This window comes from Butyrivibrio sp. AE3009, assembly GCF_000420845.1.
GTDB lineage: Bacteria > Bacillota > Clostridia > Lachnospirales > Lachnospiraceae > Butyrivibrio.
In genome coordinates this window covers 49,435-62,582 of record NZ_ATVS01000011.1, presented here as the reverse complement: position 1 = coordinate 62,582, position 13,148 = coordinate 49,435, and the positions used below count along the sequence as shown (strand labels likewise).

Below are 13,148 nucleotides of genomic sequence, written 5' to 3'. Positions count from 1 at the left end.
GAGCTGCAGTTTATGGGGATGAATATTAAGCTGCAGGGTATGATGCAGTTCATTTTTGAAAGGCGCATCAGACAAATGAAAAAGCTATCTGGTTATTTTTATATTTTATTGGGAATTGTATTTCTTGGCACTGCGGCATTCATCGTTAAGAATAATCTTGATGAGAACGCATCTGCCGGAGAGGCTTCGGACCACCTTTTAAGTGAAGTTATTGAGCAGGTTCCGGATGTGGTACTTGCCTCAGAAGACCACGGCGATATGCCGGTGGTGGACGTAGAGGGCAGGAGTTTCATCGGAACGGTTCAGATTCCTGAGCTTGGTCTTCTTCTTCCTATTCAGAGTGAATGGGCATCCGACAACGCCAAGGTTTCTGTTTGCAGATATGAGGGCTCTGCTTATGAGAACAATCTCATTGTTGCAGGCCATAACTACATTGAGCATTTCGGCAGGCTTGAGGAACTCACCACCGGAGACAGCGTTGTTGTTACTGACATGAATGGTAAGAGCTTCTACTACGAGGTTGTCAACATTGAGACACTTGGTGCTTATGATGTTGAAGAGATGGAATCAGGTGACTGGGATCTTACACTTTTCACTTGTACAGTAGGAGGTTCCAACCGCATTACAGTCAGATGTGAGGCAACGGGACAGGTCAGTGCCACCGGCGATACACCTGATGTTATCAAGGCTGCGGAAGAGAGCAAGCACATAAGAAAATAAGAATATTTAGGATATGATAAGGGTTTTCACTGATTTAAGATGCAGTGAAAACCTTTTTTTATACTAATAGTTTATAGTATTATTAGTGTTTTTTTACCACACTGCACTATGCAAGTGCAGGTAAATAGTAATATAATTACTGTAAGAAAACATATATTTTTATGCATTAGAGGATTGTTACATTCAAGGATGAACGGTAATTTCCATGGAGAGGAGATGATGCGCATGATCATAGTAAAAATGAATGAAACAACAGTTGAATGCAGTATAGCCGCATCAGAACTTCATGAGATCGGCCTCACACCTGAGGCAGTAGTTAACGGAGCGGAGAACACCACATCATTTTTTGCTCAGCTTAATAAAGAGGTTGGACAGCAGCTTGACTATGACCCTGAGACAGAGGTCATGATGATGAGCAAGAATATGATGATGGATGGCAGTGTCCGCATTTTTGCAGTGAAGATGAGTAATGAGGACATTCAGAAGGCTGCTGACAGGATCAGAGGAGCCGCAGAGACAGTCCTTAGGTTACTTACTCAGGAAAGAGTAGACGAGATCAAGAGAAAGACCGGTAAGGACAAGGGAGTAGCCCTTAATGAGGTTATTACCAATGTTACCGATACAATAAACAGGTTCTACGGAAGAAACGGTGAAGAGGAGTTTGCACTTGATCATCCGGCAGCCACCTATCAGCCTCTCTCCGAATATGCCAGATATATGATGGAGTTTGAGGATATTTCCGAGGCTGAGCGTTTTGCCAAAGTGGTTCAGAGGCTTCCGATTGTTGATTCCGCTCTTTACAAGCACAAAGGAAGATACTATCTGCTGGCGGGTCTTATGTCAGGAGAAGAGGGAATAATCTATGAGATGAGAAGAGCCGGAGTTGAGTACTCACAGCTTCTTACGGTTAATTCTCCCGAATCCCTGTTTATAGAGGAACATGCAGAGTGCATAATAGAAGAGGATGCATTGATCCATTTGGCTGATCTTAAGAAATAATATGCGAGGCTGTATGAAGAAGGACATCTGGGTATTTAATTTTTCGGGAATATATGACAATGAGAGCTTTTATCTTAGTGATAAAGGCTCTTTTAACGTACTTGATATGACGGGAATCTCAGGAACCAACTGCATGTGCGATGACAGTGCGGTGCAGAGAATAAGGCAGATATTTGCTGATAACGGAGTATCTCCCTATGGGATCCACTTTATCGACAACGGTAATTATCATTATATGTCCGCGCTGGTGGCGGAGATGATAGGGGAGCCTTTTTCACTGGTGGTTCTTGATCATCATCCCGATATGCAGCCACCTATGTTTGGGGATATATTGTCCTGCGGAGGCTGGGTGAAGGAGGTCTTTGACAAGAACCCGGGGGTAAGGGACATACATATCATAGGGGCAGACAGAGGGCTCATTTCCGAGTTGGCAGAAGAGGATCGGCAGAGGGTTACTTTTTATGATCTCAAGGATATCTTTGGAGAGGGAATAAGGCTTCCGGATACGGGATATCCTGTGTTTTTATCCATAGATAAGGATGTGGTCTCGGATAAGGAGCTGACTACCAACTGGGATCAGGGAGAGATGACAAGGGAGCAGCTTCTTTCCTTTGTAAAAGAGATGCTGGCTAAAAAGGATGTTATCGCCATGGATATCTGCGGAGAGTGCGCACCGGACCAGGAGGGGTGCGATGTTACAAAGGCTGCCGCTGAAAATGACAGTTTAAATAAGGCTTTGCTGGACTGTGCGATATAGCGTATAATATTAATTACTACATTATATATCACTTGGAGGGCATATGGAAAAAAGGTTCAGGGAGTACATAAGACACTTTGAGAAGCTCGACTATGACGTTTTATCCGAGGAAGAGATAATAAACGAAAGAGAAGGACTTATAATGGAGATAGGCATGCTTCATCAGGAAATGATAAGGTGCCTTATTGCAGTGATGGGGCTTTTGATGTGTGCCTGTATCTTTTTGTCAGCGGCGCTGGGAACAACTTCCTGGGTACATTATATCTGCGCTGCAGTGATGGCTATTGCAGCAGCGGTTCTGTCAATGTCCTACAGAAAGCTGGGAGATGTAGTCAAAAAACTTAGCGTATATGCAGATAAGCTGGCTCAGATCCGGGTATAAAGCAGGCATATTATAAATACAGAAGGTTCAGGCTTCGTCGCGGCGTACCGCGGCGAAGCTTTTTCTTATGTGTTTCAGTACTATAAGATACAAGATAATTGAGAATATTCCCGCAGTGAGCCAGGCCAGTCCGTCACCTGCAACTGCAAGAGCATAGCTGCCTATTCTCATGGAGATAAAGGCAGTGGCAAGCCTTGTCAGGAGTTCAACGATACCGAGGGTAAGCGCTGTTTTACCATAGCCGCAGGCCTGCATTGCATTTCTGTATATGAAGATCATTCCGAGGGGTATATAGAAGAGAATGCATTCATTTACGTAGGTCCAGGCGTAGGGCATGTATGAAGAGAGGTCCACTCCGCTGTCGAAGAAGAGACTGATGACTCTGGGAAGGAGAAGGAGACTCAGGGCTGCATTTAAAATGGAATATACCACAGCTATCTTCATGGCATCCTTGGTGCCCTGATGAACTCTGTCGAGGTCTCCGTAGCCGTAGTTCTGGCCAACGTAGGCAGCCATAGTCTGGCCAAGGGAGGGCATTCCGGCGGTCATGAGGTTAACTACTTTGCCGGCGGCTGTAAAGCCCCCTACGGCCACTGAACCATAGATATTTATTGACGACTGCATTACCATGGTTCCGGAGGCAGTGATACCGAATTGCAGAGCCATAGGGACGCCGATATTAAGCTGCTTGAAACTGTAATCTTTATTGAGCCGCCAGTCGGATCGTCTGGGCTTAAGGACATCGATCTTTTTGATGATATAGATGATGCACAAAAGGGCGGATATACCCTGGGATACGTCTGTAGCCAGGGCTGCGCCGAAGGTGCCAAGTTTAAAGCCTAAAATGAACACCAGATCAAGAACGATGTTTAAAAGGGCTGCAAAAATCAGGAAATAGAGAGGAGTTCTGCTGTTACCGATGGCGCGAAGGGAGGCTGCCATAAGGTTATAACCGATGAGGGCAAAGCTCCCAAGACATATGGTTATGATATAGGCATAGGCGTCATCATAGATATCCGCAGGGGTATTCATGAGCTTGAGAAGCGGATGCATGATCAGATAGGAAATAACAGTGATGATGGCAGTACTGATAATTCCAAGAAGGATGGCGTTGGCAAAGGCTCGTCTTGTACCTTCTTTGTCACCGGCTCCAAACTTCTGGCTTATAAGAACTGTATAGCCTGTAGTCATTCCGTTGGCAAGACCCATTACAAGGAACATGATAGTTCCTGTAGAACCTACTGCAGCAAGGGCGCCGGGGCTTACGAATCGTCCGACTATGACGGTATCTACCATATTGTAGAACTGTTGGAAAACAAATCCCAGAAAGATAGGGATAACAAATTTGAGAATTATTGGAAGGGGTTTACCCTGCGTCATTTTATTATTCATGAAATCCGCCCTCTGCCTGAAAGTACGTGGCTCCTGATATCATTTTATACTATAATGCGTAAACTTAATAATTAAATATAAGTTAAATGCGCATTTTTTGAAATTTTGAGTCAATTCTTTGGCAAAACCTATTGACATAGAGCAAAAAAATCGGTATTATACAATAGTTGCTTGCAGGAGTGGCGGAATGGCAGACGCGCATGGTTCAGGTCCATGTGTTGGCAACAACATGAGGGTTCAAGTCCCTTCTCCTGCACTAGGTTATACCTGGTGCAATGGATTAGGTTAACTATATATACTTGATACGCGGAAGTGTCGGAATTGGCAGACGAGCAAGACTAAGGATCTTGTGATGCTTACATCGTGAGGGTTCAAGTCCCTTCTTCCGCACGAATAAAAAGGAATCAGTTCATTGAACTGGTTCCTTTTTATTCGTGCGGAAGAAGGGACTTGAACTAATTAGTTTATTTACTTCCAACTGTCTCCCCACACTGTATTGCATATATCAAAGCACTGCTGCTTGGAGAAGCTGTTGTCCTGTATGTCGATGGCATTGGTGGCTGCCATTTCATCCGTATAGGTGGAGAGTGGATAAACACTGACTCCGTGGTACTGCCTTGACAGATGGGCTACCAGAGCTTCAACGGCGTGATCGGTGATGACTGCTTCGCCCTCATCGGTTCTGGTGATTGTGACCTGGGCCATTCCTCCAACCATTCTCTTGGTGATGCCGGGACCTTCCGAGGAAGTCCAGCTTACGAAGTTACCGAGAGAGTAGTATACCAGCATATCGCCGTCGCCGTGATTATTGCTGTAGCCGGGGACATCGTCCTCGATAAATTCCACCGGTTCGATGACGTGGGGGTGAGCTCCCAGTATAAGATCTGCGCCTCCTTCTCTGAAAACTAACGTCCATTTCTGCTGGCTCTTATCGGTCTCAAGATTGTATTCCGTTCCCCAATGGGGGCAAACGATGGTAAAATCAGCATTCTCTTCAGCATAGGCAAGGTCCTGCCTTACCTTTTCCTCTTCCAGGAGATCTACGGCAAAGGGCATGCTCTGAGGCATCGGAAGTCCGTTGGTTCCGTAGGTATAATTAAGGATCGCGATCCTGATACCGTTTTTCTCAACAATATCAACTCGTTCTTTATCTTCTTCGGTCTCATTTATTCCCAGAACCAGTATTTCGGGGTGATTGTTCTTCCAGTATTCGATAGTGTTCATAAGGCCCTGCTTGCCCTTGTCGAGAGCATGATTGGTGCCGTGAAGAACTACGTCAAAGCCTGCGTTTACCAGCGCATCTCCTATATCAACAGGAGCATTGAAACAGGGATAACCGGATATGCCAAGTTCAACTCCGCCAAGGATAACCTCCTGATTGACTATCGCCAGATCGGCTGCGCTTATTTCATCCTTAACGTTTGCAAAGATAGGGTTAAAATCGTAATTGCCGTTTTCGTCTCTGCAGGCTTTCTCGATGGGCATATGAAGTAGTACATCGCCCACCATTACAACAGAAACACTATCCGGCTCCTCGGGTATCTCCTCAGAGGAAGCCTCTGCAGCTGATGCAGTGTCTTCTATAGAAGCAATATCTTCTTTACTTTGATTCTCCTCAGAAATGGTTTCGAAGACCAAACCCGAATCCGTGGCTTCATCTGCTGCGTCATCGGCGCCAAGGGTAAGGATATCTTCATCTGAAGTGGTTTTTATGGAAAACACCATCAGAGCTGCGTACAGAACAAGTGTAATTAGCGCCAGGATGGCTATTGTATAGCTTACATGTCTTTTCATGATTTATTCCATTCATTTAACTTGATGTATTTTAATCTGCTAAAGTTTTATTTTTCACGAATAAGTATAACACAAGTACATTACTATATTTTTCTATATCCTACAAACAGTAAATTTACTCCTTGTCACTTTGCCGCGGTATAAATATAATGTATTAGAATATGAAAAAAGAAATAGGGAGGAATATCATGGCAGCAAGAACTGATATACACAAAGTATTGATCATTGGCTCGGGACCCATTGTCATCGGCCAGGCCTGCGAGTTCGACTACTCCGGAACACAGGCATGCAAGGCTCTCAGAAGTCTCGGATATGAAATCGTTTTGGTTAACTCCAATCCGGCCACCATCATGACCGATCCGGAGATGGCCGATAAGACCTATATTGAGCCACTTAACGTGGAATGTGTCACCTCTGTTATTGAAAAAGAAAGACCGGATGCTCTTCTTCCAAATCTTGGCGGACAGTCCGGACTTAATCTCTGTTCTGAGCTATATAAAGCAGGTATCCTCGATAAATATAACGTAAAAGTAATCGGTGTTCAGGTTGACGCCATTGAGCGCGGCGAAGACAGAACCGAATTTAAGAAGACAATGGACATGCTGGGTATTGAGATGGCTCGTTCCAAGGCTTGCTACAGCATTGAAGAAGCTCTTGCAGAAGCGGATGAGCTGGGTTATCCCGTTGTACTTCGTCCTGCCTACACCATGGGCGGCGCCGGCGGCGGACTTGTTTACAACAAGGAAGAACTTCAGACAGTATGCGCCCGCGGTCTCCAGGCTTCCATTATTCATCAGGTTCTTGTTGAGGAGTCTATCCTTGGCTGGGAAGAGCTTGAGCTGGAGGTTGTTCGTGACAAGGACAACAACATGATAACCGTATGCTTTATCGAAAACGTTGATCCTGTAGGTGTTCATACAGGTGATTCCTTCTGTACAGCGCCTATGCTCACCATCGAAGAGGAACTTCAGAAAGAACTCCAGCGTCAGGCCTACAAGATTGTTGAGCACATCGGCGTAATCGGCGGCACCAATGTTCAGTTTGCTCATGATCCTAAGAGTGGTCGAATTATCGTTATTGAGATCAATCCACGTACCTCCCGTTCATCTGCCCTTGCAAGTAAGGCAACAGGCTTCCCCATCGCCCTTGTTTCCGCCAAACTTGCCACAGGACTTACTTTGGCTGAACTTCCGGATTCCAAGTTCGGAACTCTTGATAAATACGTACCTAACGGCGACTATGTAGTAGTTAAGTTTGCACGCTGGGCTTTCGAGAAATTCAGAGGCGTAGAGGACAAGCTTGGAACTCAGATGCGTGCCGTCGGCGAAGTTATGAGTATCGGCAAGAACTTCAGAGAGGCTTTCCAGAAGGCCATCAGATCCCTTGAGAAGGACCGCTACGGCCTTGGCTGTATCGAGAAATTCGAGAAGATGCCCAAGGAAGAACTTCTTCGTATGCTCAAAAATGCTTCTTCCGAGCGCTACTTCCTTATGTATGAAGCTATGAAAAAAGGCGTCACCGTCGAGGAATTATACGATATCACCAAGGTTAAGCACTACTTCTTAAATGAGATGAAGGCTCTTGTGGAGGAGGAGATGGATCTGGCAAGACAGAGCATGGGCCATGTTCCCTCCGGGGATGCCCTGATTGCAGCTAAGAAAGACGGCTTTTCCGATAAATATCTTGCTAAGCTTCTGGATGTATCAGAGGATGACATAAGACAGGCACGAGAGGCTGCAGGCCTTATAGAGAATTGGGATGGCGTTCACGTATACGGCACCGACGGAAGTGCTTACTACTATTCAACTTATCAGGAAAAAGAGAGATTGGAGAATCCTCTTACTCTTTCAGAGGGTAGTGATAACAAGAAGATAATGATCCTTGGCGGCGGTCCCAACCGTATCGGACAGGGTATTGAGTTCGATTACTGCTGTGTACATGCAGCCCTTGCTCTTAAGAAGCTGGGCTTTGAGACAATTATTGTTAACTGTAACCCCGAGACTGTATCTACAGACTACGACACCTCAGACAAGCTCTATTTCGAGCCCCTTACTCTTGAGGATGTTCTTCAGATCTACAGAAAAGAGAAGCCCCTTGGCGTTATCGCCCAGTTCGGCGGACAGACTCCTCTTAATCTGGCAGCCAAGCTCAAGGAAGAGGGCGTCAACATTCTCGGTACAACTCCTGAAGTTATCGATCTTGCTGAGGACAGAGATCAGTTCCGCCTCATGATGGAGAAACTGGGAATCCCTATGGCAGAGGCCGGAATGGCTTCTGATGTAGAGGGAGCCAAGGAGATTGCTGCTAGGATTGGCTATCCTGTTATGGTTCGTCCTTCCTTCGTTCTTGGCGGAAGAGGAATGGAGATAGTAAGGGATGAGGAGAGCATGGAGGGTTATATGAAGGCCGCAGTAGGTGTTACTCCCGACAGACCTATCCTTATCGACAGATTCCTTCACAACGCACTTGAGTGTGAGGCAGATGCCATCAGCGACGGTAAAGAGGCTTTTGTTCCCGCTGTTATGGAGCACATTGAGCTTGCGGGAATTCACTCCGGAGACTCAGCCTGCATCATTCCTTCCAAGCACATCTCTGAGAAGCACTTAAGGATCATCGAGGATTATACCAAGAAGATCGCCGTTGAGATGAACGTTGTGGGACTTATGAATATGCAGTATGCCATTGAGGATGATACAGTATATGTGCTTGAGGCCAACCCTCGCGCATCCCGTACCGTGCCCCTTGTTTCCAAGGTCTGCGGCATCAAGATGGTTCCTCTCGCAACCGATATAATTACTGCTTCCCTCACAGGAAGACCATCACCTGTACCTGCTCTTTTAACAGAGAAAAAAGATGCTGAGCCAGCGTACTACGGTGTAAAAGAGGCGGTGTTCCCCTTCAATATGTTCCCTGAGGTTGATCCTGTTCTGGGACCTGAGATGCGTTCCACAGGTGAGGTTCTGGGACTTGCCAAGACTCCCGGTGAAGCCTTCTTCAAGGCTGAGGAAGCTACAGGTACAGCTCTTCCTACTAAGGGGGCAGTACTTATTTCCTTAAACAGCGAGGACAAGCCAGAGGCAGCAGAACTGGCAAGAAGCTTTGCTGATGAGGATTTCAAGATCTATGCCACCGGCAAGACCTTTGAAAATATTGTTGAGGCAGGAATACCTGCTGTAAGGATAATGAAGAACTACGAGGGCGGAAGACCTGACGTAGAGGATGTAATTAAGAACGGTGAGGTTGATCTTATCATCAACACTCCTATTGGACGCGGCGCTGAGCATGATGACGGATACCTGCGAAGAGCAGCCATCAAGGCACGCATACCTTACATCACCACAGTTGCGGCAGCCAAGGCAGCAGCTGAAGGTATTCACGAAGTAAGGGAAAAAGGCTGCGGAAATATCCGCTCACTTCAGGAATACCACGGATAATTTTTTAGAAATAAGAGGCGTTATATTTTGAAATACAGTACGATTATTTTCGATATGGACGGAACACTTTTGGATACCATAGAGGATATTACAGATTCCCTGAATTATGTAATGGAAAGGAATGGCCTTAATTCTTTTTCCATAGACCGGGTCAAGCATATGGTTGGAAGCGGTTCTGCGGTCCTTATCGAGAGAGCTCTTGAGGGCGGAAGGGAGAATCCTGATTTTGACAGGATTCTCTCTGAATACTCAGAGTATTACGAGGCCCACTGCAATATTAAGACAGGGCCATATCATCATATCCCCGAACTTTTGCAGGCACTTAAGAACAAGGGCTATAAGCTTGCCATAGTATCCAACAAACCAATGGCTGCTGTGGAGGAGCTGAGGAAGGCTTATTTTGACGACTTCGTTGAAGTTGCCATCGGCGTAACGGATAAGCTCAGAAGAAAGCCCTATCCCGATGAGTGTCTTTTTGCCATGGAGGAGCTTCATAGCAGCAAGGAGGAATGTATCTATGTTGGAGATTCCGAAATAGATCATCAGACAGCGGTGAACACAGGGCTTAAGTGCATCTCCTGTCTCTGGGGCTTTAGAACAAAGCAGGAGCTTCTGGATGCAGGCGCGGGAGATAATTATTTTGTAAATGATCCCTTGGAGATACTTGATATTATCTGCTAAAATGTTAGAAATATGTATGTCGGGTAAGGGTCAGGGGATAGCAAAATGCAGTCTAAAAAAATAAGTAATATTCTATACAGATGGCTCAATGACCTTAGCATAAGGAACAAGCTGATCCTGGTATACGCGATATGTATGTTCATACCGCTTATTCTCACGGACAGTGTTGTATTCGGACTTCTGGAATACTATGAACAAAGAGAAGAGGAATACCGCATGAGAAGTGCGGCGGATTCCGTGCGATACCTGGTAAACAGCTCCTTTGACGAAGCGGTCACAGCCATCAACAAGATATATCTGGATGAGGATGTTTATAAGTTTCTGGATCAGACCTTTGAATCGGACTACGATTTTTATGAAAAAAGATTCAGATTCAACGAGAAGAAAATCAAGCCCCTTGACGGCGGCAGAGAATCGGTTCTTAGCAGTATCATTCTCTGCAGTGATAATGCAGGGATAGTCAACGGCGGTAACTTCTACAACCTCAAGGATATCAAATACATCAGCTGGGAAGATCTTCAGGCGTCGAAGAGCTCTATAGTAGTCTTTTTTTACTATCCTAAGGATGAGATCAACAACAGTTCCCAAAAAAAGAAAGTTGCCGTAATCAGAATGCTGGATAACTACTCATGGTATCACAGAAACATGATGGTTTATGTGGACCTGGATTTCAGCGTGCTTCAGCGCAAGATGAAGGCTATGACCTTCGAATATTCCATATATCTGTGCGAGGGGGACAGGATTCTTTTGTCCAGCCCTTTGCAGAAGAGTATCAACATGGACTATGAAACTCTGGGGGATGATGTTAACATAGGCCTTGAAGTTCCCTGGAACGTATACGGAAGGAATCTTCGCATCATCGTTTCTGGCAATGAGAGTAACTTTAAGAAGATTTTCAAGGATCATGCAGTTATTATCATATTGCTGATCATGCTGAATCTCCTGGCGCCTATTGTTGTGATAAGATTCATGAACAAATCCTTTGCCATGAGGCTCTACAGGATTTCCAGAGCCTTTGATGAAGCGGATATAGATAACAATCAGGGAATCAATGAGGAAAATGCGGGCAACGATGAGATCGGCCTACTCATAAGAGGGTACAATCGCATGGTTGAAAGGCAGAGTACTCTTATCAGAACCAACTATACCGCCAGACTTGAACGACAGGAGATGGAGCTTGCCAGGCAGACGGCGGAATTGTCGGCCCTTCACTCCCAGATCAATCCTCACTTTTTGTTTAACATGCTGGAGAACATCAGGATGAGGAGTGTCATCAAGAGTGAAAAAGAGACAGCTTCAATGATAGAGAAGTTGGCAACTCTGATAAGACAGAATGTCAGCTGGTCCACCGATGACTCCACCATAGAAGATGAGATCAGCTTCATTAAGTCGTATCTGGAGCTTCAAAAGTACCGTTTTGGAGAAAAACTCAAGTTTGAGATAAGTGTCAGAGATGATTGCAAAGACTTCCTTGTGCCCAAACTTACACTGGTAACCTTTGTTGAGAATGCCTGCATACACGGCATGGAAGGCAAAACCGCCGCCTGCTATATTTATGTAAGAGTATACAGGAACGAAGAATCCCTTGTCATGGAGATTGAGGACACCGGCAGCGGAATGCTGGATGAAGAAGTCATGTATCTGAATGACAAGATGAATAATTGCACTTTGGAAGACGTCAAGAAGGGCTCCCATGTGGGTATGCTCAATGCGTGTCTTAGACTTCGCATGAGCACCGACCTTACGGCGCGCTTTGGCCTTGAAAGTGAGAAAGGCGTTGGAACCTACATAACCATTACGGTTCCTGCGGACAGGCTTAAGAAGTACGATGATAAAAGTGATGTTGGTAGATGATGAGCCTTTTATTCTTGAAGGCATGTCGGTTCTCATTGACTGGGAACAATATGGGTGTTTGATAGCAGCAAAGGCTTCAAACGGAGAGGAAGCGCTGGAGTATCTTAAGCAGGGAGACATAGACCTTGTGATAACGGACATCAAAATGCCGGTAATGACAGGGCTTGAACTCTTGCAGACCGCCCGGGAGGAGGGACTTTCCTCAGCCTATTTTGTGATCCTTAGCGGCTATAATGATTTTCAATATGCTCAGACGGCTCTCAGGTACGAGGCCCTTGATTATCTGCTTAAGCCCGTCAGTGCCAACAGTCTTACAGAAGTCATAGATAAGGTTAAGAGTAAAAAGAGTGTTACCCAGGGGAGTGAACTTGCGGGATATGAGAATACCGCTGATGCAGAATCCTCCACGGTTTTGTTTAAGGATGAGCTTGACGGTATTGTTTCAGGTATCGAACATAACGACAAGGATGTGATAAATAGGAACATCGATGTGCTTTTTTCCAAGATTGGAGGCGAAGGCGCTGTTTTATCAGAACAGGCCATAAGCGTCAACAAGAATTATCTTGTATTCAGACTTCTTCATCTTGCGGTGGAGTTGGATGAGAGTATCAATCAGGAGGTTGTAATGATGTACATCTCGGACAATATCCTGACAAATGGTACCCACACAGGAACCATGCTTCACGTCAAGCAGTTTGCTCTTGAATATGCCGGTTATCTTATGAGCCTTCGCAGCAATGTATCCAAGGGAGTTCTTAAGGATATAGAAAAGGAGCTTAGTAAAAGCTTCGCACAGAATATTACTCTCAAGGATTTTGCCGCCAAATATTATGTGAACAGCTCCTACCTGGGGCAGCTCTTCCGCAAGCAGTACGGTATGTCCTTCAGGGAATATCTTAATGCTGTGAGGATCAATCATGCGGCATCAATGCTGCTTAAGTCCGATGAGAAGATAGGCCGTATTGCAGAGGAAGTGGGCTATCATGACACAGACTATTTTATCAATAAATTTATTGCGATTAAGGGCTGCACACCCTCAAAATACAGGAAGAATGGAAATAGTCATACAGATTAATAAAATGGCAGGACAAATCACTAGAATTTGTCCTGTTTTTCTTTAGAATTTGTAGGGTGA

General features: G+C 45.3%; 10 protein-coding genes and 2 tRNA genes. 10 read left to right on the top strand and 2 right to left on the bottom strand.

The genetic code is table 11. From position 1 onward, the window contains the following. Positions 1 to 12: 12 nt before the first annotated feature. From G588_RS21450 to G588_RS0107790, 4 genes are all read left to right on the top strand, one after another. Positions 13 to 720 (top strand): sortase, encoded by a 708-nt coding sequence (locus tag G588_RS21450; protein ID WP_022778187.1) that lies wholly within the window; start codon positions 13 to 15, stop codon positions 718 to 720. A gap of 225 nt (positions 721 to 945) precedes the next feature. Further along, entirely contained in the window at positions 946 to 1,719 is a 774-nt protein-coding gene (locus G588_RS0107800; protein ID WP_022778186.1) for an adaptor protein MecA, read from the top strand. A gap of 13 nt (positions 1,720 to 1,732) precedes the next feature. After that, the gene (locus G588_RS19600; protein WP_022778185.1) at positions 1,733 to 2,476 is read left to right on the top strand and encodes an arginase family protein; all 744 of its coding nucleotides are present in this window, start codon (positions 1,733 to 1,735) and stop codon (positions 2,474 to 2,476) included. A gap of 43 nt (positions 2,477 to 2,519) precedes the next feature. Continuing rightward, on the top strand, positions 2,520 to 2,858 hold the full coding sequence (locus tag G588_RS0107790; RefSeq protein ID WP_022778184.1) for a hypothetical protein: 339 nt from the start codon (positions 2,520 to 2,522) through the stop codon (positions 2,856 to 2,858). 27 nt (positions 2,859 to 2,885) lie between these two features. Here G588_RS0107790 and G588_RS0107785 read toward each other — a convergent pair whose 3' ends face one another. Next, positions 2,886 to 4,250, bottom strand: a complete 1,365-nt coding sequence (locus tag G588_RS0107785) for an MATE family efflux transporter (RefSeq protein WP_022778183.1) — start codon at positions 4,248 to 4,250, stop codon at positions 2,886 to 2,888. A 173-nt stretch (positions 4,251 to 4,423) separates the two neighbouring features. Here G588_RS0107785 and G588_RS0107780 point away from each other — a divergent pair. Then, positions 4,424 to 4,506: transfer RNA gene (locus tag G588_RS0107780), tRNA-Leu, on the top strand. A 50-nt stretch (positions 4,507 to 4,556) separates the two neighbouring features. Beyond that, positions 4,557 to 4,640: transfer RNA gene (locus G588_RS0107775), tRNA-Leu, on the top strand. A gap of 78 nt (positions 4,641 to 4,718) precedes the next feature. Here the strand turns inward: G588_RS0107775 and G588_RS0107770 are convergent. Continuing rightward, complete coding sequence (locus G588_RS0107770; RefSeq protein WP_022778182.1) at positions 4,719 to 6,044, bottom strand: CapA family protein; 1,326 nt, start codon at positions 6,042 to 6,044, stop codon at positions 4,719 to 4,721. A 188-nt stretch (positions 6,045 to 6,232) separates the two neighbouring features. Between G588_RS0107770 and carB the strand changes: the two genes are divergently transcribed. From carB to G588_RS21445, 4 genes are read left to right on the top strand one after another with little or no spacing between them, the layout of a single operon-like run. Continuing rightward, a complete protein-coding gene (carB, locus tag G588_RS0107765; protein ID WP_022778181.1) occupies positions 6,233 to 9,478 on the top strand; it encodes a carbamoyl-phosphate synthase large subunit in 3,246 nt (1,081 codons plus the stop codon). A gap of 27 nt (positions 9,479 to 9,505) precedes the next feature. Beyond that, on the top strand, positions 9,506 to 10,159 hold the full coding sequence (locus G588_RS0107760; protein ID WP_022778180.1) for an HAD family hydrolase: 654 nt from the start codon (positions 9,506 to 9,508) through the stop codon (positions 10,157 to 10,159). 45 nt (positions 10,160 to 10,204) lie between these two features. Beyond that, on the top strand, positions 10,205 to 12,013 hold the full coding sequence (locus tag G588_RS0107755) for a sensor histidine kinase (protein WP_022778179.1): 1,809 nt from the start codon (positions 10,205 to 10,207) through the stop codon (positions 12,011 to 12,013). After that, the gene (locus G588_RS21445) at positions 11,988 to 13,088 is read left to right on the top strand and encodes a response regulator transcription factor (RefSeq protein ID WP_022778178.1); all 1,101 of its coding nucleotides are present in this window, start codon (positions 11,988 to 11,990) and stop codon (positions 13,086 to 13,088) included. Before G588_RS0107755 ends, G588_RS21445 begins: the two co-directional genes overlap by 26 nt. The last annotated feature ends 60 nt before the right edge of the window (positions 13,089 to 13,148 follow it).

Excerpts from the sequence above, each read along its gene's own strand:
- G588_RS21450 (WP_022778187.1), top strand. The coding sequence starts at position 13 with ATGGGGATGAATATTAAGCTGCAGGGTATGATGCAGTTCATTTTTGAA.
- G588_RS0107800 (WP_022778186.1), top strand. The coding sequence starts at position 946 with ATGATCATAGTAAAAATGAATGAAACAACAGTTGAATGCAGTATAGCC.
- G588_RS19600 (WP_022778185.1), top strand. The coding sequence starts at position 1,733 with ATGAAGAAGGACATCTGGGTATTTAATTTTTCGGGAATATATGACAAT.
- G588_RS0107790 (WP_022778184.1), top strand. The coding sequence starts at position 2,520 with ATGGAAAAAAGGTTCAGGGAGTACATAAGACACTTTGAGAAGCTCGAC.
- G588_RS0107785 (WP_022778183.1), bottom strand. The coding sequence starts at position 4,250 with ATGAATAATAAAATGACGCAGGGTAAACCCCTTCCAATAATTCTCAAA.
- G588_RS0107770 (WP_022778182.1), bottom strand. The coding sequence starts at position 6,044 with ATGAAAAGACATGTAAGCTATACAATAGCCATCCTGGCGCTAATTACA.
- carB (WP_022778181.1), top strand. The coding sequence starts at position 6,233 with ATGGCAGCAAGAACTGATATACACAAAGTATTGATCATTGGCTCGGGA.
- G588_RS0107755 (WP_022778179.1), top strand. The coding sequence starts at position 10,205 with ATGCAGTCTAAAAAAATAAGTAATATTCTATACAGATGGCTCAATGAC.
- G588_RS21445 (WP_022778178.1), top strand. The coding sequence starts at position 11,988 with ATGATAAAAGTGATGTTGGTAGATGATGAGCCTTTTATTCTTGAAGGC.